The sequence below is a fragment of the Arcobacter roscoffensis genome (assembly GCF_024267655.1).
GTDB lineage: Bacteria > Campylobacterota > Campylobacteria > Campylobacterales > Arcobacteraceae > Arcobacter_B > Arcobacter_B roscoffensis.
Window position 1 is genome coordinate 1,871,483 of the sequence record NZ_CP100595.1, and the last position, 21,367, is coordinate 1,892,849.

Genomic DNA, 21,367 nt, shown 5'->3' on the forward strand with positions numbered 1-21,367 from the left:
AATTGTTAAGAAATAAACTATTTATTCTAATTATTTCAATTTCATCTCTTAGTTTAATACTAAGTGGTATTGTTTACTATAAAAATATGAACTCTATATTTGAAGATCAAGCAATACTTAGCATAAAACATGATAAAAAAATATTTAATTCCTACCTAAAAGAAAAAAAAGAACAAATAAAAAACTTGTCATTTGGTGTAGCAAATAATGAAAACACAAAACTATCTCTAAATTTAATATCAAATTATCAAGACCCAAAAAACTACTCTAAAGAAACTTTTGATTATGAAAAACAAAGACTACTTGAACTCTCATCTCAATGGGTAAGTTTAAAAGAAGGTATATCACTAAGTCTTTATGATAAAAATAGAAGTTTAGTTATTACAAATTCAGAACTTGAAGGAAAAAGAAATAAAGGTTATTTGTCTTATGAAAATCAAAAAGCAATATTTGTTGACTTGATAGATAAAAAAAACCAAAGCTTTCCCAAGTTAAAAGATATAAATAACTTTAAGAAAAACTCTTTTACTTTTGTGCAAAAAGAAAATAGCATTGTAAGTGTATATTTAAAAGAGGTTTACTTAGGAGAAAAACTTGTTGGATACCTAAAGGTATGTTTTAATATTGACTCGTCATTTTTAAATACTTTAAAAGAAAACTTTATGAATAATGTGATTTTTCAACTTGACAATCAAAAATATATTTTTGTTGACAACTTAAATAAAAAGGCTTTTAATTCAATAAAAGACTCAAAAGACTATTTAATAAAAAAATCTAAAATAACTGATGGAAAAACCTCTATTTACTTAGTAAATATTTTAAATAAAGAGACTATAAATAAAAAAATTCGAAAGACTATTGAAACAATTATTTTAATTTGGTTTATGATTTTAAGTATAACTATTTTTCTATCTTATATTTTTACAAAAAAATATATACTAAATCCAATAGAGAACCTACAAAAAATTATTGAAAACATAAAAAAGAATACTAAACTTTCCAGTTTAAAAACAAATAAAAAAACTAAAGATGAAATAAAAAATATTAGTAATGACTTCAAACAATTATCAACAGCCTTAGATAAAAATATTGCTTTTTTAAATAGTTATCAATCAATTATGGATGAAGCAGCAATAGTAAGTAAATCTGACTTAAAAGGTAAAATAACATATGTAAATGATAACTTTGTCACAATATCAGGATATACAAGAGAAGAATCAATAGGCTCTCCTCATAGCCTAATAAGACATCCAGATACTCCAAAAGAAGTATTTGAAGATTTATGGAATACTATACAAAATAAAAAAATTTGGAAAGGTACACTAAAAAATAAAAGAAAAGATGGCTCATACTATTGGGTAAATCTTATTATTCGTCCTCTTTTAGATGAAAATGACAATATCACTAAATATATTGCTTTTAGATATGATATTACTGAACTAATTGAGCAAAGAGAAACAATTAAAAAAGCAGCGAATACTGATAAATTAACAGGTCTTTGTAATAGATCAAAACTAATAAATGATATAAAAAAGTTTGACATGCCTGCTTTATCTTTTTTTAATGTTGATAGTTTTAGACAAGTAAATGATTTTTACGGACATCTATTTGGTGATAGACTAATTATAGAACTTGCTTCATTTTTACAAGAAGAGTTTATAAACAATAAAAATATTAGAATTTATAGAACTCAAGCAGATGAATTTGCTCTACTTTCAAATTTAAGTAGTAGTTTTGAAAAAGAATCATTTTTTGGAGAAGTATACAAACTAAATAGAAAAATCAATAATAACCTATTTAAAATTGAAAATGAAGACTTAAATTTAAATATAACATCATCAATTTCATATGAAAATAAAGACAAACTTTTACCAACAGCTAATATGGCTTTAAAACATGCAAAGAAAAATGCTGTTGATTTACTTGTATATAAAGATGATTATAGCTTAGATAAAATGTATGAAAACAATATCAAATGGACAAAAAAACTAAAAATAGCTATAAGTGAAGATAAAATAGTTCCATTTTTTCAGCCAATAATAAATAACAAAACAAAAAAGATTGAGAAATATGAATCTTTAGTTAGATTAATTGATGAAGATGACAAGGTAATATCTCCATTTTTCTTTTTAGAAATATCAAAGAAGACTAAGCATTATGGGACTATTACAAAAACTGTAATCAAAAAAAGTTTTGAAAAGTTTAAAGATAGTGATTATGAATTTTCTATAAATCTAACAATTGAAGATATTTTAAATGAAGATATTCAATCATATATTTTCTTCATGCTTGAAAAGTATCAAATTGGGCAAAAAGTAGTGTTTGAGATTGTTGAATCTGAATCAATTGAAAATTTTGCAGAGGTATCTAAGTTTATTTCAGAAGTTAAGAAGTATGGAGTAAAGATAGCTATTGATGATTTTGGAACAGGTTATTCTAACTTTGAATACCTACTAAAATTAAAAGCAGACTTCGTCAAAATCGATGGATCTATGATAAAAGATATTCATAAAAACGAAGACTCTCGGGCAGTTGTTTCTGTAATTGTTGATTTTGCAAAAAAGATGAATATGAAAACAATTGCAGAGTTTGTTGAGAATAAAGAGATACTAGATGTACTATATGAATTAGATATTGACTATTCTCAAGGCTATCATTTTAGTGCACCTAAAAAAGATATTGACTAATATTATCTATTTTTAGATATAATCGCGAATATAAAAAGATTTAAAAGGAATTATCATCAAAGCATTTAATTCATTAAATTTAGAGCCAAGTATTATTAAAGCCTTGGAAGATTTAAATTATGAAACACCAACACCAATTCAAAAGAAAAGTATACCTGTTGCTTTAAAGAAAAAAGACATTATAGCAACTGCACAAAGTGGTTCAGGTAAAACTGCTGCTTTTGTATTACCAATTATTGACGAAATATATAATACAAATAATCAAGCCCATCCTTTAAGAGCCTTAATTATAGCTCCAACAAGAGAACTTGTAAATCAAATCAATAAAGCTATTGAAGATTTTAGTAAATATATAGATATTAGAAAAACTGTAGTTTTTGGTGGAGTATCATCAAAAGACCAAGAAAGAAAAATAGCAAAAGGTGTTGATATTATTGTAGCAACACCAGGAAGACTTTTAGAGCATATTAAAAATAAAACTGTAAACCTTTCAACTGTAACAACTTTAGTTGTTGATGAAGTTGATACTATGCTTGACATGGGATTTTTAGAAGATATTGAAAAGATTTTTGCAAATGCTAGTATGAACAGACAAATTATGATGTTCTCTGCAACACTAAACCAAAATGTAAAAAAACTTGCAAAAGAGTTTTTAGAAACTCCATCAGTAATAGAGGTTTCAAACCAAAGATCAAGTGTTGATGAAATTGATCAACAAGTTGTAACAGTTGATGCTGCTAAGAAAAATGAACTTTTATCATATCTTATTGGTTCAAGAAACTACTCTCAGGTTTTAGTATTTGTAAATACTAAAAAAGAAGCTGATGGGCTTGTTGAGCACTTAGAATTAGATGGATTAAAAGCTTCATGTATTCATGGAGACATTAGACAAACTGCAAGAGCAAAAGCTTTAAGAAAATTCAAAAGTGGAGATATTAGAGTTCTTGTTGCAACTGACATTGCTGCAAGAGGTATAGATATTCAGCTTTTACCAGTGGTTGTAAACTACTCTTTACCTGAAACAGTTGCTGATTATACACATAGAATTGGAAGAACAGGAAGAGCTGGAAATACAGGTATTGCTATTACTCTTTTAAGTATTAAAGATTATAAAATGATGATGAAAATCGAAAAAGACTTAATCTTAGATCTTAAAAAAGATATTATTGAGGACTTTGAACCAACAGAGAAAAAACCAAGAGGTATGAAACCAAGACCTAAACAAAAACTTAGTCAGAAAAAAGCAGTAAACAAACAAGCACCAGCTAAACAGCCTACTAAAAAGAAAAAAAGAAAAACTACAAAAAGAGATTCAAATAGAAATTTTAGAAAGTAATTAATTACTTTCTAAAACACCCATCTTTTTTAAAACTTCAAAAGTTTTACTTACATCATAGGTTGCACTATGGTGTGAATTTTCATCAAAATCTATTTTATAAAACTCACAAACCTCATCTAAACTTGGATTTTTAATACTACCTCTACTATTTAAAGATTTTACTAAGTGTTTATTCTCTTTCATAGTACAAATATGATTTTGAAACTTTGCAAGCTTATCTATATGTCTAAGCTCAAAACTAATATTATGTGCAACTAAAGTTTGAGCACTATAACAAAACTCTTTAAAATCTTCATCTTCATTAAAATATGAAGGATAGTTTTTATCTTTTCTGTAATCCATTATTAACTCAGGAGTTAATCTATGAACACTATAAGAGTAAAAATTCACTGGATATCTAGACAAATAGTATCTATGAAACTTATCTACTATCTCAAAACTGTTATTTGATATATCAAGTTTCACAGCAGCAACTTCTATTACATCACCTATATTATGTGTGTTTGTTTCAAAATCTAATATTATCACTTTATAAACTCTTCTCTTTTTTTATATATTAATTTTTGTATTTGCTTATATTTTGAACTATTTATAGTTTCTATTTCATCTATTAAATGCTCATATTTTTTAAAAGTATTCCATACATTTGTACTATGTTCTACCCTATTCATTTTATGTAACTCTACACAAACACTTGCATTTACAAAAGCCTTTAAGATAAAGGACTCTTCTCTTGTATCTTTGTCGTTCTTATACTCTCTCCACAACTCTTCAAATAAATCATGGGCTTTTACAAATTTATTTTTTTCTATAATCTTTATTATTTCATCTAGCTTTTTTATCAAATTCATTTTCTACCTTATTAAAAAAAGATTATATCAAATTGATGCCTTTTTCTAACTAATAGAATCACTTAATCTTAAATTAATATTAATAGCTATAAAATTATTGTATATGAGAAAAGGAGTTTATCATGGAAATAAATAATAACTCTCAAATAAACAACAATATCTATAATAATGCCAATCAAGCCTTAAATAGAATAGCATCTGGTGTTGAAATAAATAAAGCAAGTGATGATCCATCTGGATTATCAATACTAAATAACTTAAATGTACAAGCAAGTGGATATACACAAGCAGTTGAAAACAGTAACTCAGCCATTGCTTTAACACAAATAGCTGATGGGGCATTAACAGGTCAATCAACTATACTTGATAATGTAAAAGAAAAACTATTAGAAGCTTCAAATGGTACAACAAGCCAAGAAGGTAGAGAAGCTATTCTAAATGATATTCAAGGTCTTCTAACACAGTTTGATGATATAGCAAGTCAAACAAACTACAATGGAGATACTCTACTGCAAAATAGTGCTAATAATCAAAGTGCTAGCCAAACGCTGCAGTTTCAAACTTCAAATGAAGATGGAACACCAATAGAGACAAGTGCTGTACAATCAAACACTCAAGGTTTAGGTTTAGACAATCTTTTAAATGAAGATCCAAATACATTTAGTGCTGATGATGCAAGATCATATCTTGATACTTTAGATACAGCAATAACTGATTTAAACAGTATCAGAGGTGAGTTTGGTTCTGTCCAAAACCAACTTGAAAGTAATACAAGAAATTTATTAAGTCAAACAAACTCAACTCTAGGTGCAGCTGATGTTTTTAATACGGATTTTGCAGCAGAAGTTGCAAATTTTTCTAAACAAAATATATTAGCACAAATTGGTGCATTTGGAGCAGCTCAATCAAATAATATAAACCAACAAACAGTTACAAGACTATTAAGTTAAAAACTAATAGTCTTAGTAACTCTAATTTTATTTTTTGGTCTTTTTGTAACTTTCGTATACTCTCTATTTTCAAAAGTAAAGTAGTTTCTATAACCAGATAAAACTCTTCTTTCTCTTTGAGTATAGTAGTTCTCGTTACAAGAATTGTATTGTTTTTTATATCTATGATTTTTATGAACCTGTCTTTGATCTCTACTGTTGTTTGCAATAGCAGCACCCATAAGTCCGCCAACTACTCTTGCCACATCTCGTCCATTTCCTTTACCAATTTGATTACCTATTGCTACACCAAGAGTTGCACCTACTAAAGTATCTACTCCTATTGAGTTATTATCATAAGACCTATAATTTTCTTCATAATCACTTCTATAATAAGGCTCTTCACACTGTTCATAAACCCTTTCATATCTATTTTCATAAATAGGTTCACTTTTATAAACATGAGCATACGAGTAAACTCTATCTTGATTTGCTTGAATAAAGCCGACTAAAATTAAAATTGGAATTAGTAGTTTTTTCATAACATACTCCTTTTATATTTTCTAAAAGAAGTATATTTCTAAATTGTAGACATATTGTGGAAAGTTATTTTAGCTTTCCAAATACCTTGTATTTTTCCCAGTAAATATCAAGAGCCTCTTCTAACTCTTTAATTGTAAGTTTTGTAGGCTTTTTTATACCAAATCTTTTGATAAAAGCTTCTGGCATGATAGTATCATTTAAATTTGGTTTTTTAAGAAATGAAGTCATTGCGCTTTTTACTGACTTTTCAGAACTATACTTTAAAAGATATCTATAAAAATATTTATCAATTGATACAGGTAGTTTCTTGTGACACTTTACACAGTTTTGTTCATATATGTTTATATCTTTTGCATTTAATGATAATCCTAAAAAAATAAAGATTAAAAAAACTCTTACCATGATACCTCTATTCTTGTTCCAACTTTTAGTTTTGAAGTTACATTTATTTTTAAATCATACTCTTTTGCTATTAAATAAACAATATTTAAACCTATTCCAAAACCACCTACACTTTTATCAAATCTGCTATATCTCTCAAAAAGATTCTCTAAATTTTCTTGACTCATACCTTTACCTGTATCTTCAACTATAAGTTTTTGCTCAATTAAAATAAGTTTTATTGTTCCATTTACTTTATTGTATTTTATAGCATTTGATAAAAGATTATCTAAAAGTTTTGAAAACTTTTTTACATCACAAAGTAGAAAAACATCTTCATCTATATGCAAATCAAAATCTATTTTTTTAATTCTTGCTAAACTTCTAAAATATTCAACTCTCTGTCTTGCTATTTTTGATAAATCTAGCTTTTCATTTTGAGATATGATTTTATTATTTAGTGTTAAAAATGTTAAATCTTCATAAATATTTGAAATAGTTTTAGCACCAATATCTATACGATTTATCTTTTTTAAGGTTTTCTCATCAAGACAATTTTTATCAATCATCTCTATGTTTGTAACAATAGCAGAAATTGGAGTATTTAACTCATGGGTAGTATCTTTAATAAACCTGTCAAGTAAATGAAGAGAGTCTCTCATTGGTCTTAAAAATAGTTTTGCTATAAAATACCCTACAATTGACATAAAAATAAAAGCAAGTAATCCAAAAGAAATCATCTCATTTTTTACTTTTTTAAACCATGCTCTATCATCATCTATTTCAACAATAATATACTTAGCACCCAAGTAATAAGACTCAGGTTTATCAATATAGTGGATTTTTTTATTGCTTATATAAGCAACTTCTTCAAAGTTTATACTATTTGATTGTAAAGTTGAAAAAATTTCAGTTTTATCACTATCAAAAATTGCAGAGTTAAACTTCTCATCCCTTGGATAAAATTTATATTTATCAAAGTTTACATGCAAGTCTTTTAATCTAAAAACTAAATCATTAGAGTACTCTTGAAGGATTTGCCTTTTTTCTTGAATCATTAGATCTTTTTGAAAATTATAATAAAGAAAAGAAACTACTGAAATTATTATTAGAATTAAAAAAGAGTATAAAAAACCAAAACCTAAAAGGGTTCTAGTTTCACTCTTGGTTAAATCTATATCCGAGCTTTTTAAGACTGACAATTTTATCTTTTCCTAATATTTTTCGTAAATTTTTTATATATGTTCTTAATGAGTTATCACTATACTCTTCATCATATTCCCATACATTATCATAAATTCTATCATGAACTAAAAGTTCATTTGGATGTTGTAAAAATAGTTTTAAAAGTTTTAACTCTTTTAGATTTAACTTTACATTCTCACCATCTTTTTTTAACTCATTTGAAATTAAATCAAATTCTATGTTTTCACATATTTTTTTAATATCACTTTTATTTGAGTACTCTCTTTTAATGATTGTTTGAACTCTTAATAACAACTCTTTTAACTCAAAAGGTTTTCTAATATAATCATCACAACCACTACGAAAGCCCTCTTCAAGAGATTCCATTGAGTTTAAAGAAGTTATAAATATTGCAGGAGTGTTATTTTCTTCTTGTCTAATTTTTTGCAAAACCTCAAAACCATTAAGTTCAGGTACATTTACATCAAGAAGTAATAAGTCAAAAGAATTTTCATAAACCAACTCAATTGCTTCTTGTCCATCATAAGCAGCTACAACATCAAAACCTTGTTCTTCAAAATAATCAATTACTGTTTCACTTAAAGTTAAGTCATCTTCTAATAATAATAATTTTATTTTCATTTTAATTTACTTTTGTTTTTTTCATACTGTTTTCTTTCTTTTTCGTTCATTGTAGGTATTCTTTGCCTTAGCTCTTTTTTAAACTCATTTATATTTTTCTTTTCAACATAACCTATAATTGCAATTAATTCTTGAGTACTCATCTCTGAATAATCTACTTTTGCAAAAGAAATTGTCATAATAAATGAAATTAATAATAAAACTTTTTTCATATATATCTCTTTGATTTTTTATTTATTGTATCATAACAAATGTATAATAATTGTAAAATATTTATCGTAGCAAAAGTAGCATAAGTTTTTATATTTTATAGCATTTTCATAGCAATCAATGATATTTTACAAAAAATATTGACTTTTTCAAGAAATCATACCCAATAATCACCTTATTAATGTATTAATTTTCAAATTGCTATGTATAATAAAATAAAAATTATAAGATTATATTACAGGAACTGAAATGAAAAAAGTAGGTAAGCTATTTAAAAAGACACCTTATTTTGTAAGGGATGAAAATAGAATTCATAAAGATATTCGATATGTTGAAGAGTTATTAAAAACTTTAGTAAATGAAAAAAAAATAAATGAAGATAATATAGTGTATGTTTTTTCTAATAATAGAGATAATACTCTTCATTTTCATTTAGTATTAAAAGATGATATACATATCAAACATACACAATTAAAGTTTAAAACTGACAATATTGAATTTACTTTTGAACATTTTAATGATAATAAAAATAAAACTAATAGTGTTAATACATTTTTATTTATGGAAACTTTTAGGCAATTAAAAGAGTATGAATTAGTTGATGCTTTTGATTATATGATTTCATGTGATGGAAATAAATTGAGTTTATGTATAGAAAAAGAGAATCTAAAACTATTTAAACCTAATGATATTCAATTTATTCACCGAAATACAATACTTAAAAAAGAAGATTTTATAAAAGATATATGTATATCTTTTAATATTTCTTATGAGAGTTTATTTGATGAATTAAATCCTAACTTGATTAAGCAAGTTTGTAAAGACTTAAACTTAACATATAAAAAACTATCTTATGAACTAGGTTATAAACCTGACACAATAAACAAAGCAGCATCAACAGGAAAGGTAAGTGAGCAATTAAAAAAAGCAATAAGCCTTTATTTAGAAAATTTGAGATTAAAAAATGACCTTAAAAACTTAGAAACTCTAAAACAAAAAATAAATAGTGTTTTAGTTTAACTCTTTATAACTATTTTTTGACTAAAATCAAATCAAAAAAAAGAGAGTTCATGGTTAAAAGTATATTACTTGCGTTAAGTTTAGGTTTAGTTTTTAATGGGTGTTTAGGAAGTTCAGATAAGGAAGAAGAGAAATGGCACTCTTTTATTTATCCTGATAAACAAAATACAAAAAGAAATCTAAAAAGCCCAATGACTTTTTCATCACTTAATGAGTGTAAAGAAGAATCAATAAAACAATTAGAAACAATGGGCATTTCTAAAACAGGTACTTTCAAATGTGGATTAAACTGTGGTTTTCATGATGGAATGAAACTAGAAATCTGTGAAAAGATGTTAGCACCAACAGAAAAGTAGCATTTATTGCTACTTTTATAAAATTTAAGGCAATTTAAATAACTTTTTAAAAGACTTTTTAAAATTTTTATGTTATAAATAGCATTACAAATAATTTTAAAGGTAATTTATGAAAGTATTAAAACATTTAAACATACTTTATATCCTAAAATCAGAAATCTCTGAAACTCTTCAAACATTCCAAGAAAAATCAAATAGTCTTATTATAAAAGAGAATCACAATGAGATTCTAGATGTATTAAAAGATAAAAAAATTGATATTATTTATAGTGAAGAAAAAATCCCTATGAATATACTAAATTCAATCAGACAAGAACACAGAAATACTCATATTATTATTTGTACAAGTTTTATTTCAACTCAAGAATATTTTGATGCGATTACTTTAGAAAATATTCTATATCTAAGAGAAGCTATCTCTAAAGATGAACTTAAAGATATTTTATTAAATATAGTAAAAAACATTGATTCAAGCAGCACTAATATAGTTCAGTTAAAAGATAACTTTATTTATGATAACTACAATAACACTTTATTAAAAAATAAACAGATTATCTCTTTATCAAAAAAAGAGAATAGCTTTTTAAACTATGTTATAGATAACAAAGATAGAGCTGTATCATATGATGAAATCAATAACAATCTTTGGAATGGTGATATGACTCATAATGCCCTTAGATCTGTTGTAAAAGAAGTTAGAAGAAAAACATATAAAGAGTTAATAAGAAACATTTCTGGTGTAGGATATAGAGTTTCAATCTAAACATACATTTAAGGTTAAACCTTAAATGTATACTTTTTTTAATATCAATACTAACTATTATAATAATTAATCAATTGTATAAAAAGTACCTTTTGTAAAAGAAAGCCTTTAAAATAGCATTTTCATAGCTTTATTATGTTATCAAGAATTATTTATAACACTTCCAAAATACTAATTTTTTCTAAACAAACCATTTTATAGTATTTATTCACTTTTAATTGTATAATTATTTATATATAACTAAATAGCTTTTATTGCTATAAACAAGGAATAGATGTGTTTAAAGAACTATCAATTAAAGTGAAATTGCTTATTCTTGTAATAAGTTCAATTTTTATTGTTTCAACTGTAATTATTGTAGAGTCAATATATAATGTAAATAAATTAACTCAAAACAATATAGCAGACTTTAGAGAAAAAGCCTACAATGCAAAAGAACTAGAGCTTAAAAACTATGTAGAACTTGCATATAAGGTAATAGAGTCTTTTCATAAACAAGTAGATGGTTCAAACGAAGAACAAATGAAAAAAGCTGCATTAAATGCTGTAATGAATATGACTTATGGTAATGATGGCTATTATTGGGTAAATGACTCAAATCATGTTGTTATTGGTCATGCTGTAAAACCTTCACTAAATGGGAAGAGTTTATATAATCTTAAAGATAAAAATGGTGTATTTATTTATCAAGAGATTGTAAAAGCTGCAAATAAAAGTACCCAAGGTGGTCTTGTTGAATATGTTTGGTCAAAACCAGGTAAAGAAGAACCTCAGCCAAAGTTTTCTTATGTTAAAAACTTTAAACAATGGGACTTTATAGTAGGAACAGGAGCTTATGTTGATAATGTAGAAAGTGAAGTTTTAAAAATGCAAGAAAAAGCAAATGATGAGATTTCTACAATTATAATTGAAAGTGTTATTATTAGTATAATTGTTTCTATTTTAGTTGCACTTGCTTTTATTTTTATTTCAAATAGAGTTATTATTCAGCCCTTAAATAAATTTCAAGAGGGGCTACTTGATTTCTTTAGCTTTTTAAACAAAGAAAAGACAGATACAAATGAGCTAGAAATTCAAGCCAATGATGAAATAGGAAGAATGTCAAAAATAGTAAATGAAAATATACTAAAATCAAAAAAACTAATTGATGATGATCATCTTTTAATTGATGATGTAAAACAAATTGTAAAAGCAGTAAGTGAGGGTTATCTTGATAAAAGTGTACAAGCTTCAACATCAAATGAAGCTTTAAATGAACTAAAAGATCTTTTAAATGATATGTTAGCAAATTTACAGCAATTAGTAGGTGTTAATATAAACAACCTAAGTTCTGTACTTGATTCATATGCAAATAGAGATTTTACTAAGACTTTAGATGAAAGAACATCTGGGAAAATAGGAAAAGAGATAATAAATCTAAATAGTATGATTACACAGATATTAAATGATAATTACCAAGATGGAACTATTTTAAATTCAAATGCACAAGAACTATCATCAAGTGTATCAACTCTTTCTTCAAATGCTACAAGTCAAGCAGCATCATTGGAAGAAACAGCAGCATCAATTGAAGAAATAACTGGAAATATTAAACAAACAAGTCAAAAAGCACAAACAATGCTTGATATTTCATCACAAACAAAAGAGGCTTCATCAAAAGGTAAAGACTTAGCATCTAATACAGCAAATGCAATGGATGATATAAATGAAAATGTTACAGCAATTACAGATGCCATTACTATGATTGACCAAATTGCTTTCCAAACAAATATCTTATCATTAAATGCAGCAGTAGAAGCAGCAACAGCTGGTGAGGCTGGAAAAGGTTTTGCAGTAGTAGCACAAGAAGTTAGAAACCTAGCAAGTAGAAGTGCAGAAGCAGCAAAAGAGATAAAAGACTTAGTAGAAAGTGCTTTAGAAAATGCCACAAAAGGTAAAAATATAAGTACTAATATGATTGATGGCTTTGTTGATTTAGAGCAAAAAGTACTTGAAACAAATCAATTAATTGATGATGTAACAAATGCAGCAAGAGAGCAAACAATAGGTATGTCTCAAATATCAGATGCAATTAATCAACTAGATCAATTTACTCAACAAAATGCACAAATAGCAGAAAAAGCAAATCAAGTTGCTTTAAAAACAGATGAAATTGCTCAACATGTAGTAGAAAATGTAGAGAAAAACAACTTTAATAAGAGCTAAATAACACCCAACTTTGGGTGTTATATCAAATTAAACACCCATTTAAACCTTAATTTATCCTATTTATTGTAAAACAATCTTCTAATAAAAATTTGAAAGAGAGTTATGAGAGAAGAAATATCAATAAAATATATATTTAAACTTCTACTTGAAAATAAAAAACATTTAATACTTGGACAAATTATCACAATAATTGCTATTGCAATTAGTGTACCTATTCCTTTGATGCTTCCTGTACTTGTAGATGAAGTACTTTTAGATAAACCTGATGTATTTATAGATAGCATCAACTGGCTTTTAGGGGAAGGAACTGCGTTTTATTATATTGCAGTTGTGACATTTGCAGTAATCTTTTTAAGATTGATTCATTTTATTTTTATAGTAGTTATTACAAAAATCTTTACAAAAATATCAAAATATGTAACTTTTAAAATAAGAGAAAAACTTTTAAATCATCTAAAAAATGTAAATATGAATGAGTATGAAAGTTTAGGTTCTGGTGCAATTACTTCAAATCTTATCACGGATATAAATACCTTAGATAATTTTATTATTTCAATTGCTAGTAAATTTGTAGCTTCTATTCTTACTTTAATAGCAGTTGCTATAGTAATAATAGCAATTGACCCTATTTTGGGACTAATGATACTTTTTATTCAACCTATAGTTATGATTTTATCAAAAAAAATATCTAAAAAAACAGGTATTCTAAAAAAAGAAGAAAACCAATCAATTGAGTCTTTTCAAGATAGTGTTGGCGAAACTTTGGAGTTATTTGGTCAAATCAAAGCCAGTAATAAAGAAGCCTACTTTTTTGAAAATGCTATAAATAAAGCAAAAGATATACAAAAAACATCAAATGAATTCAACTACAAAAGTGTAGCCTTTGAGAGATTTTCTTTTACTATCTTTTTAGTAGCCTTTGAGATTTTTAGAGCAACTGGGCTAATTTTGGTTGAGTATGACTCATTATCGATTGGTATGATGTTTGCTATGTTTGGTTATATTTGGTTTATTATGTCACCTGTTCAGGATATTTTAACTATTCAGTATTCTTACGCAAGTGCAAGTACAGCGCTTACAAGATTAAATAAAATTTTGGATTTACAAAAAGAAGATACAGGTGAAGAAAAACTTTGTGTCAAAGATAAAAAAGTTGATATATCTTTACATGATTTATGTTTTTCTTACAATGAAGATAAAAATGTACTTGAAGATATAAACCTAGAGATAAAATCAGGGGAGAAAGTAGCCTTGATTGGTGCTAGTGGAAGTGGAAAAACTACTTTAGCTCAAATAATATCAGGTTTTTATTCTAAAAAAAGTGGAGATTTAAAGTATAATAACAATAGCATTGATACTTTAAATAGGCAAAGTATTAGAGATAATATTTTTTTAGTTTTACAAATGCCCATTTTATTTAACAATACCCTTAGATTTAATATAACTATGGGAAATGAAAATATAAGTGACAAAGAGATTTTTGAGGCTTTAAAAACTGCTCAACTATATGAAGCAGTAGAAAAAATGCCACAAGGCTTAGATACAATTGTAGGAAGACATGGAGTTAGACTAAGTGGTGGGCAAAGACAAAGACTATCAATTGCAAGGATGATTATAGCAAATCCTGCTGTTGTTATCTTTGATGAGTCAACATCAGCACTTGATGTATCAACAGAAGCAAAACTGTTTAGTGCCCTAGTTCCTATTTTAAAAGATAAAACAGTTATCACAATAGCACATAGACTAAGTACAGTTAAAAATGCAAATATAATATATGTTTTAGACGATGGAAAGATAGTTCAAAGAGGAAATCATGACCAACTTGAAGAGGTTGAGGGTCATTATTTAGAATTTGTTAAAAATCAATTGATATAATTACAATAAAAAAGGAGAGAATTTGGACGCAGTGAATTTAAGGAATTACTTTTTTTATCTTGCAACATCAGTAGTAATAATAGCAGGATTGAAAGTTGCTAGTGAAATAGTGGTGTTACTATTCCTGTCCATATTTATCTCATCAATCATCTCATCGCTTTTAAAGTTTTTACAAAAGGGAAAAGTTCCTAAGATTATTTCATACTTGATTGTATTGTCGATTATTACCATATTTTCACTACTTGTTTACTATATCATAAACATATCCCTAAAAGACTTTTTAGGCAATCTAAACTCTTATGAAAAAGGCTTTAATGACCTAATCGTAAACACAATAGGACTAGTTGAGCAGTACGGATATACTGTAGATAAAGACCAGATTTTACAAACTTTAAATCTTAGTTCATTTTTTGGTTTTACTACAAATATCATAGGAAATATAGGAAGTTTCTTATCTAAGTTTTTACTTATTATCATAGGTATTGCATTTATTTTAGCAGAAAGTAAATCTTTTGAGACAAAACTTAAAATGATTTTTAAGTCAAATGCTCAAAAGTTAAAACATTTTAATCTATTTTCTCAAAATATCCAAAAATACTTTTTAGTAAAATCAACTACAAGTTTTTTAACAGGATTTATAATAGCTGTTGTACTTATGTATTTTGATGTTGACTACCCTATTTTATGGGGTGTAATTGCTATGCTATTTAACTTTGTGCCAGTTGTAGGTTCAATCATAGCAGCAATCCCAGCAGTTCTTTTATCACTTTTAAATGCAGATATAAATACGACTATAATCTTGATAATACTTTATATGACTATTAATATCTCTATTAGTAATATAATAGAGCCAAAACTTATGGGTAAAGAGCTTGGTCTTTCACCTTTAGTAATCTTCTTTTCACTTATCTTATGGGGATGGGTTTTAGGAATAGTTGGGATGTTCTTAGCAGTACCAATTACGATGACTTTAAAAATAGCATTTAACTCAAACAGTAGCACTCACTGGATTGCTATACTTATGTCAGACTTGTCAAAAAATAGAAAAGATAAAGAGAATAACTTTTAGTTCTCTTTATCTTTATCCTTTTTATCTAAACTATTTTCATACTTCTTTTCAGCAATAACTTTTATCAAAATAAGTGCTACAAGTACAGGTATTGCATACCACTCATTTAGATAGCCATTTTTTGTAATCTCTTCAAAATCAAACAATGCTAAAGCCTATACTTTACGTTTCATAGTTAAATCTAAATTACTACTATAAGATAATACATCAGAGTTAAAAATAGCAACTTCTTCATCTTTGAACTGGCTCATAATATCTTGTGCCCAATTGCTAATACTAACACTATAAGCACTTCCCATTTTACTAGAAGTAGAACTATTTACCTGCTCTGTTCTTTGAACCTGTCTATTAAAATCAGGTTGGCTTGGTGTTGATATAGTATTGTTGTTTATTCTCATGTATTATCTCTTTTTTAGACTTTTGATAGTTTTGATTATATAAGATTTTTTATTAGAGCTTACTTTTGGGGGTGGGGAGTTAAGAAGGTAATAAATTTTAGTATTATAACCTTCGTACATTTAATAACATATTTTACAAATATCTAATTTAATTTAAATTTTATATTTGTTATAATATATTAATAACAAATAAATTCACAGGGTAATTAAAATATGGAAAATTTAGTAGAAATAGTCGATAATAAAATAAATCAAGTAAGAACAACTAGCTTAGACATATCATTTAATGAGCTTTTAGATATGTACTTAAATGAAGAATTAGTTATAGCACCTGACTATCAAAGGTTATTTAGATGGAGTCAAGAAAAAAGTTCAAGATTTATAGAAACTTTGATTTTAGAGCTTCCATTACCTCCGATATTTGTTATTGAAGTTGAAGAAGGAAAATATGAATTAATTGATGGCTTACAAAGAATATCATCTTATATTCAGTTTAGAGGTGAATTATCAGACAAAGATAACTTAATATTAAAAGATTGTGATATTGTTCCAGACTTAAATGGATTAAGCTATGATGATTTTCCTAAAACACTTCAAATAAAATTAAAAAGAAACTTTATCAGAGTTGAAGTTTTAAGAAAAGAAAGTGATACAAGTTTAAGATATCATATGTTTAAAAGACTTAATAGTGGAGGTGAAATCTTATCTGAACAAGAAATAAGAAATTGTACAATTAGAATATTAAACCCTAAAATCAACGAATTTATAATAGAAATGAGTGGATATCAACCATTTAAAAATGTTACATCGAAAATTAAATCTGAAGATATTGAAAAAAAGAAGAATGAAGAATTAGTCTTAAGATTTTTTACATTAAAAAACTATTTAGAACATTATGATAAATATGATTCAATTGATGATTACTTAACTCACTATATGGAATTAATTGCATCTGAAGATGTTATATTTGATTATAATGATGAAAGAATCCATTTCAAAAAAACATTTGATATTTTAGACAATATTCTTGGTGAAAATATATTCTCAACAAAATTAAATGGTAATAGATTTGGTAGAAACTTTGTCTTATATTATTTTGATGGATTAGTTTTAGGCATTCAAAAATATTTAGAAAAAATTATTCAACACAATAAATATGCCGACTTAGTAAGTATAATCCAAGATATTAAAGATAATGATGAATTTTACAGGGCAAGAACTGGTAGTAAAAGTAATACTAAAAAAAGAATACAAATAGTTGAATCCAAATTAGAAGAGTTTTTTAATGGACTTCACTAATTATCGAAATGACATAGAGTATGATCTTGATTGGAGACTTCAAGAATTAAGGCTTCTTAAAAATCAAATAGCTTTACTAAAAGATGAAGAAAAAAAAATTCAGCTTAGAAAAGCTCTTTTAGTTATGCTATATTCTCATTTTGAAGGTTTTTTTAAAATATCCTTATTAACATATATTAAATATATTAATGATTTAAAATTACATTGTAATGAAATTCAACACAAACCTGAACTAATTACATCAACAATGGATGAAATTTTTATTAAGTATGAAGATTTAAATATAAGAAATAAAATGATTAATAAAAAATCAAGAGAAGAAAGTGTCGAATCTGAAGAAGGTGATGTTAAAAGTGTAGATACTTTATTTAGAAGAACAGATTTCATTACAAACTTTGATAAATATATGCAATTAGTAATCAATCTAAAAGATAATGTGATAAATACTGAGTCTAACTTAAAATCACATGTTTTAGAAAAAAATTTCTATAAACTATCTATACCTCATAATATTCTTAAAGATTCTAATAAAGTTATAAATAAATTAGTTAACCTTAGAAATTCAATAGCTCATGGTAGTCGTAAAACAGGTTTTAAAGAAGATGATTATCAAAAAATAGAAACTGAAATTATAGAAAAAGTAATGAAGCCTCTAATAAATATTTTAAATACTGAAGCAAGAATACTAGTATCTCATAGTCATATCTATACAATTTAATAAAATTATTTCCTAACAATAATAACGTTGTTAGAAATATTCATTAATATTCTATCTTGTAAGTCATTGTAAACTCATAAGGTAAACCAATAAGATATGTTCTATTTTTTTTACAAACCCTATACTATAGTGCTTTGAGAGATTTTTAAAATAATTTAACACGGTTTTTAACACGGTTATTTGTTTTTCAATAAAAAGAGGCCGAAGCCTCTCAACACCTTGGATGTTTATTTTAACTATTTATAACTATTATCTTTCTTTAACGATGAATAAGTTTTATTTTATTATACTAAAGTCCTTTAGTATCATTTCTATACTCAGATATTCTTAGAATTTTTATAAAATCTTTTCCTTTTTCAGTAATTTTTATTTCTTCATCTTCTATAATAATTAAACCACAATTTAATAAATATGCTATATAAGATTCCGTGTTCCAATCTTTAAATGCATCTATATTTTCTTCTTTTACATTATTGAAATAATTATGAATAGAATTTAAATCATACTTTAATTGAACTTCTAATTTTTCTAAAAGTTTTATTTGGGAACCAAAAATACTTACATATACACGATAAAACCAATTATGAATTTGTTCTGTAGCTAAATGATGTATAAGTACATTTACTTTCTCATGATCATTGTTAATACCTTTTCTTTGTAAGTCATCTATAATCATTTTCTCTTGTTCTTTTACACTATTAAGATCTTTCCCATAATTTAATAAATCATCTATATTTTCTTTAATACTTTCTTGTTTAGAAGTTTGACTTATAGTACTAAGAAATGATTCATCATTTTTATAATCTGATGGTGCATATAATTTATTATGATGCTTTGATACCAACCATACAAATGCTCCTAATACTAAAATAGGAAATCCAATTGTAAAATATATAATAGGCATTCGCTCATTACATTTAAGTTCCTCTACTGTAACACCAAATAGAAGACAAGCAAAACCGTAAACAAGTAGTATGAAAAGGGCAATTATTCCTAATGGATTTTTAGCTAGTTCTTTTGTTGAATTACTAAAATTATTAAATATTTCCATTTTCATATCTCATCTTCTAAAATTTCTTTTATTACTTTAGAAGATCCTTTTAAAGTAAAAGAAGTATCTTTATATCCACCTGTTGAAATAAAGTATCTAACTTTTAATACACTACCATTCATTAAGTTTTTCAAGTTTATTGTTTTTAACATTTGCTCATCTTTAGACTTTCCTAATATAAAATTTATCCATTTTGGTTTCCATACATAGAATTCTCTATTATAAACCATTTCACCAAGACCTTTTAGTTGCTTAATTCTTGTAGCTTTATTTTTATCAATTCTCATAATTAAAGATTTTTCATAATCTAAAGTATCAAAAATATTATCTGAAAGTGCAAAATTTGCCCATACTTCTTCACCTATTTTATATATCATAAAAGAGTGACCTTTATTATTTTTAACAATTGCCATCTTTTCTACTTTATCCGTCATTGCATCAACATCCTTTTGAACATACCATCCTGCACTAAAAGAAAATGTAGTCATTAAAACTAATATACAAATTACTTTTTTCATTCTTACTCCTAAACTTAAATTTTGAACATTTTATATAAAATAAACTTAAAATTATTCTTTTATAATTTACTTTAGCTTTTCTCTAACTTTTCCCAACTTATTCTTACAATCCATAGCCACTTCAAAAACCTCTGTTTGGAAAGTAGCTATATCTGATTGCATTGTTCCTGGTGCAGTTGTTGAAAAGTCTTTACAAGTTAGTAACTCTTTTGGAACTTTCACTTTTACAATCTTCACTTTCTCTACAATCTTTGGAACTTCTACTGTTTTGAATGAGCTGCCACAAGCTGTTAGTATTATTGATAAGAACATCAGCTGCAGGAGCATCACTATTTTTTTTATCATTTTCTATATCCTTTTTTATTATCAATAGTTCTTTAGGTACTTTTGTAGAACCTTTTAAAGTAAAAGAAGTATCTTTATATCCACATGTTGAAATAAAGTATCTAACTTTTAATACACTACCATTCATTAAGTTTTTCAAGTTTATTGTTTTTAACATTTCCTAATAAAAATTTATCCACTCAAATTTCCATACATAGAGTTCTCTATTATAAACCATCTCAGCAAGACCTTTTAGTTGCTTAATTCTTGTAGCTTTATTTTTCCAACTTAAGATAGACTTGATAAATCAATTAATAATTAATTTTTTACTATAATACTATACAAATTAGAGTGATATGCTTTTGAAGGGAATATAATAAATATGGAAATGAGACCTGCTCAAAAAAATAGTGACAAAAAAAAAGGAGTTAAACCTACTCAATTAAAAACTACTAAACAGATATTTGAAGAAGAAAAAAAAGCTATAAATAATAGACTTGATTGTTGGCATAAAGAGAAGAAAACAGTTATTCACAAAAAAGAAACAGTTAATAAAACTTCTGTTGGTAAAGTTAAATTTGATATTATGCCGTGGACTATATGGTGGTTTATTGCAGGTGAAAACATAGGTAGAGAATTAGGTTCTCATGTAAATCAAGATGAATCATTTAATTTTTATAGACCTTGTATAGTGATATCTAAATTAAAATCTTTACATGATACAGACCACAATTTAATTACTATATTACCTTTAAGTACGAAATCAGATGGATTAGGAATTCACAAGAAATTTATACATAAACTTGAATCATCAAAATACCCAAAAACCAGTAAATTTAATAAAGGTTTAAAATGTGATTCTTATGTAGTATGTCATCAAATGAAGACAATTGATACTAAGAGATTGACAGCACAAGTGACTACTAGAATTTTAGATGAAGATGTTACTGAAATAAAAGAAAAAATGAAAAAATATATTGATTTAATATAAATTTATTTTA

Annotated in this window: 25 protein-coding genes; 12 read left to right on the top strand and 13 right to left on the bottom strand. The window is 25.9% G+C overall.

Annotation, left to right across the window (positions count from 1 at the left end; genetic code table 11):
* Positions 1–2: 2 nt before the first annotated feature.
* A complete protein-coding gene (locus tag NJU99_RS08745) occupies positions 3–2,687 on the top strand; it encodes an EAL domain-containing protein (protein ID WP_254575536.1) in 2,685 nt (894 codons plus the stop codon).
* Between the two features lie 103 nt (positions 2,688–2,790).
* Complete coding sequence (locus NJU99_RS08750) at positions 2,791–4,023, top strand: DEAD/DEAH box helicase (protein ID WP_254575537.1); 1,233 nt, start codon at positions 2,791–2,793, stop codon at positions 4,021–4,023.
* Here NJU99_RS08750 and NJU99_RS08755 read toward each other — a convergent pair whose 3' ends face one another.
* Both NJU99_RS08755 and NJU99_RS08760 read right to left on the bottom strand, forming a co-directional pair.
* Entirely contained in the window at positions 4,024–4,554 is a 531-nt protein-coding gene (locus tag NJU99_RS08755) for a 3'-5' exonuclease (protein ID WP_254575538.1), read from the bottom strand. It lies immediately after the preceding gene.
* Positions 4,551–4,877 (bottom strand): DUF309 domain-containing protein, encoded by a 327-nt coding sequence (locus NJU99_RS08760; protein ID WP_254575539.1) that lies wholly within the window; start codon positions 4,875–4,877, stop codon positions 4,551–4,553. Before NJU99_RS08760 ends, NJU99_RS08755 begins: the two co-directional genes overlap by 4 nt.
* A 122-nt stretch (positions 4,878–4,999) precedes the next feature.
* Here NJU99_RS08760 and NJU99_RS08765 point away from each other — a divergent pair, with 122 nt between their 5' ends.
* A complete protein-coding gene (locus NJU99_RS08765) occupies positions 5,000–5,827 on the top strand; it encodes a flagellin (protein ID WP_254575540.1) in 828 nt (275 codons plus the stop codon).
* On the opposite strand, the gene NJU99_RS08770 is transcribed toward NJU99_RS08765, so the two are convergent.
* The 5 genes from NJU99_RS08770 to NJU99_RS08790 form a co-directional block, all read right to left on the bottom strand.
* A complete protein-coding gene (locus tag NJU99_RS08770) occupies positions 5,824–6,348 on the bottom strand; it encodes a glycine zipper 2TM domain-containing protein (RefSeq protein WP_254575541.1) in 525 nt (174 codons plus the stop codon). The genes NJU99_RS08765 and NJU99_RS08770 overlap by 4 nt on opposite strands.
* 64 nt (positions 6,349–6,412) lie before the next feature.
* Positions 6,413–6,751, bottom strand: coding sequence for a hypothetical protein (locus tag NJU99_RS08775; protein WP_254575542.1), 339 nt, complete (start codon positions 6,749–6,751; stop codon positions 6,413–6,415).
* Positions 6,745–7,788 carry a sensor histidine kinase gene (locus NJU99_RS08780; RefSeq protein WP_254575543.1) on the bottom strand — a complete coding sequence of 348 codons (1,044 nt, stop codon included), beginning with the start codon at positions 7,786–7,788 and terminating at the stop codon, positions 6,745–6,747. The genes NJU99_RS08775 and NJU99_RS08780 overlap by 7 nt, the downstream gene beginning before the upstream one ends.
* Positions 7,789–7,888: 100 nt before the next feature.
* The gene (locus tag NJU99_RS08785; RefSeq protein ID WP_254575544.1) at positions 7,889–8,557 is read right to left on the bottom strand and encodes a response regulator transcription factor; all 669 of its coding nucleotides are present in this window, start codon (positions 8,555–8,557) and stop codon (positions 7,889–7,891) included.
* The gene (locus tag NJU99_RS08790) at positions 8,554–8,769 is read right to left on the bottom strand and encodes a DUF1104 domain-containing protein (protein ID WP_254575545.1); all 216 of its coding nucleotides are present in this window, start codon (positions 8,767–8,769) and stop codon (positions 8,554–8,556) included. The genes NJU99_RS08785 and NJU99_RS08790 overlap by 4 nt, the downstream gene beginning before the upstream one ends.
* A 247-nt stretch (positions 8,770–9,016) precedes the next feature.
* On the opposite strand from NJU99_RS08790, the gene NJU99_RS08795 reads away from it, so the two are divergent.
* The 6 genes from NJU99_RS08795 (at position 9,017) to NJU99_RS08820 (ending at position 16,058) form a co-directional block, all read left to right on the top strand.
* On the top strand, positions 9,017–9,787 hold the full coding sequence (locus tag NJU99_RS08795; RefSeq protein ID WP_254575546.1) for a hypothetical protein: 771 nt from the start codon (positions 9,017–9,019) through the stop codon (positions 9,785–9,787).
* A gap of 50 nt (positions 9,788–9,837) precedes the next feature.
* On the top strand, positions 9,838–10,143 hold the full coding sequence (locus NJU99_RS08800) for a hypothetical protein (RefSeq protein ID WP_254575547.1): 306 nt from the start codon (positions 9,838–9,840) through the stop codon (positions 10,141–10,143).
* 109 nt (positions 10,144–10,252) lie between these two features.
* A complete protein-coding gene (locus NJU99_RS08805) occupies positions 10,253–10,906 on the top strand; it encodes a winged helix-turn-helix domain-containing protein (RefSeq protein ID WP_254575548.1) in 654 nt (217 codons plus the stop codon).
* Between the two features lie 276 nt (positions 10,907–11,182).
* Entirely contained in the window at positions 11,183–13,111 is a 1,929-nt protein-coding gene (locus tag NJU99_RS08810) for a methyl-accepting chemotaxis protein (protein ID WP_254575549.1), read from the top strand.
* Positions 13,112–13,216: 105 nt separating this feature from the next.
* Positions 13,217–14,989, top strand: coding sequence for an ABC transporter ATP-binding protein (locus tag NJU99_RS08815; RefSeq protein WP_254575550.1), 1,773 nt, complete (start codon positions 13,217–13,219; stop codon positions 14,987–14,989).
* A 31-nt stretch (positions 14,990–15,020) separates the two neighbouring features.
* Complete coding sequence (locus NJU99_RS08820) at positions 15,021–16,058, top strand: AI-2E family transporter (RefSeq protein WP_254578090.1); 1,038 nt, start codon at positions 15,021–15,023, stop codon at positions 16,056–16,058.
* On the opposite strand, the gene NJU99_RS08825 is transcribed toward NJU99_RS08820, so the two are convergent.
* Entirely contained in the window at positions 16,055–16,204 is a 150-nt protein-coding gene (locus NJU99_RS08825; protein ID WP_254575551.1) for a hypothetical protein, read from the bottom strand. The two genes, NJU99_RS08820 and NJU99_RS08825, sit on opposite strands and share 4 nt — an antisense overlap.
* A gap of 9 nt (positions 16,205–16,213) precedes the next feature.
* Positions 16,214–16,456: a hypothetical protein gene (locus NJU99_RS08830; protein WP_254575552.1), complete on the bottom strand. Its 243-nt coding sequence runs from the start codon at positions 16,454–16,456 to the stop codon at positions 16,214–16,216.
* 213 nt (positions 16,457–16,669) lie between these two features.
* Between NJU99_RS08830 and NJU99_RS08835 the strand changes: the two genes are divergently transcribed.
* Together NJU99_RS08835 and NJU99_RS08840 are read left to right on the top strand one after the other, a co-directional pair.
* On the top strand, positions 16,670–17,755 hold the full coding sequence (locus tag NJU99_RS08835; RefSeq protein WP_254575553.1) for a DUF262 domain-containing protein: 1,086 nt from the start codon (positions 16,670–16,672) through the stop codon (positions 17,753–17,755).
* Complete coding sequence (locus NJU99_RS08840) at positions 17,742–18,473, top strand: MAE_28990/MAE_18760 family HEPN-like nuclease (RefSeq protein ID WP_254575554.1); 732 nt, start codon at positions 17,742–17,744, stop codon at positions 18,471–18,473. The genes NJU99_RS08835 and NJU99_RS08840 overlap by 14 nt, the downstream gene beginning before the upstream one ends.
* Before the next feature lie 289 nt (positions 18,474–18,762).
* Here the strand turns inward: NJU99_RS08840 and NJU99_RS08845 are convergent, their stop codons facing one another.
* From NJU99_RS08845 to NJU99_RS08860, 4 genes are all read right to left on the bottom strand, one after another.
* The gene (locus NJU99_RS08845) at positions 18,763–19,530 is read right to left on the bottom strand and encodes a hypothetical protein (RefSeq protein WP_254575555.1); all 768 of its coding nucleotides are present in this window, start codon (positions 19,528–19,530) and stop codon (positions 18,763–18,765) included.
* Positions 19,527–20,042, bottom strand: coding sequence for a hypothetical protein (locus NJU99_RS08850; protein WP_254575556.1), 516 nt, complete (start codon positions 20,040–20,042; stop codon positions 19,527–19,529). Before NJU99_RS08850 ends, NJU99_RS08845 begins: the two co-directional genes overlap by 4 nt.
* Before the next feature lie 66 nt (positions 20,043–20,108).
* A complete protein-coding gene (locus tag NJU99_RS08855) occupies positions 20,109–20,264 on the bottom strand; it encodes a hypothetical protein (RefSeq protein WP_254575557.1) in 156 nt (51 codons plus the stop codon).
* Complete coding sequence (locus NJU99_RS08860) at positions 20,233–20,544, bottom strand: hypothetical protein (RefSeq protein WP_254575558.1); 312 nt, start codon at positions 20,542–20,544, stop codon at positions 20,233–20,235. Before NJU99_RS08860 ends, NJU99_RS08855 begins: the two co-directional genes overlap by 32 nt.
* A gap of 204 nt (positions 20,545–20,748) precedes the next feature.
* Between NJU99_RS08860 and NJU99_RS08865 the strand changes: the two genes are divergently transcribed.
* Entirely contained in the window at positions 20,749–21,357 is a 609-nt protein-coding gene (locus NJU99_RS08865) for a type II toxin-antitoxin system PemK/MazF family toxin (RefSeq protein WP_254575559.1), read from the top strand.
* Positions 21,358–21,367 lie beyond the last annotated feature (10 nt).

Bases quoted from the DNA above. Each gene is read 5' to 3' on its own strand.
- NJU99_RS08760 (WP_254575539.1), bottom strand. From the start codon at position 4,877: ATGAATTTGATAAAAAAGCTAGATGAAATAATAAAGATTATAGAAAAA.
- NJU99_RS08765 (WP_254575540.1), top strand. From the start codon at position 5,000: ATGGAAATAAATAATAACTCTCAAATAAACAACAATATCTATAATAAT.
- NJU99_RS08770 (WP_254575541.1), bottom strand. From the start codon at position 6,348: ATGAAAAAACTACTAATTCCAATTTTAATTTTAGTCGGCTTTATTCAA.
- NJU99_RS08775 (WP_254575542.1), bottom strand. From the start codon at position 6,751: ATGGTAAGAGTTTTTTTAATCTTTATTTTTTTAGGATTATCATTAAAT.
- NJU99_RS08780 (WP_254575543.1), bottom strand. From the start codon at position 7,788: ATGATTCAAGAAAAAAGGCAAATCCTTCAAGAGTACTCTAATGATTTA.
- NJU99_RS08785 (WP_254575544.1), bottom strand. From the start codon at position 8,557: ATGAAAATAAAATTATTATTATTAGAAGATGACTTAACTTTAAGTGAA.
- NJU99_RS08790 (WP_254575545.1), bottom strand. From the start codon at position 8,769: ATGAAAAAAGTTTTATTATTAATTTCATTTATTATGACAATTTCTTTT.
- NJU99_RS08795 (WP_254575546.1), top strand. From the start codon at position 9,017: ATGAAAAAAGTAGGTAAGCTATTTAAAAAGACACCTTATTTTGTAAGG.
- NJU99_RS08800 (WP_254575547.1), top strand. From the start codon at position 9,838: ATGGTTAAAAGTATATTACTTGCGTTAAGTTTAGGTTTAGTTTTTAAT.
- NJU99_RS08805 (WP_254575548.1), top strand. From the start codon at position 10,253: ATGAAAGTATTAAAACATTTAAACATACTTTATATCCTAAAATCAGAA.
- NJU99_RS08815 (WP_254575550.1), top strand. From the start codon at position 13,217: ATGAGAGAAGAAATATCAATAAAATATATATTTAAACTTCTACTTGAA.
- NJU99_RS08830 (WP_254575552.1), bottom strand. From the start codon at position 16,456: ATGAGAATAAACAACAATACTATATCAACACCAAGCCAACCTGATTTT.
- NJU99_RS08835 (WP_254575553.1), top strand. From the start codon at position 16,670: ATGGAAAATTTAGTAGAAATAGTCGATAATAAAATAAATCAAGTAAGA.
- NJU99_RS08840 (WP_254575554.1), top strand. From the start codon at position 17,742: ATGGACTTCACTAATTATCGAAATGACATAGAGTATGATCTTGATTGG.
- NJU99_RS08845 (WP_254575555.1), bottom strand. From the start codon at position 19,530: ATGAAAATGGAAATATTTAATAATTTTAGTAATTCAACAAAAGAACTA.
- NJU99_RS08850 (WP_254575556.1), bottom strand. From the start codon at position 20,042: ATGAAAAAAGTAATTTGTATATTAGTTTTAATGACTACATTTTCTTTT.
- NJU99_RS08860 (WP_254575558.1), bottom strand. From the start codon at position 20,544: ATGTTAAAAACAATAAACTTGAAAAACTTAATGAATGGTAGTGTATTA.
- NJU99_RS08865 (WP_254575559.1), top strand. From the start codon at position 20,749: ATGGAAATGAGACCTGCTCAAAAAAATAGTGACAAAAAAAAAGGAGTT.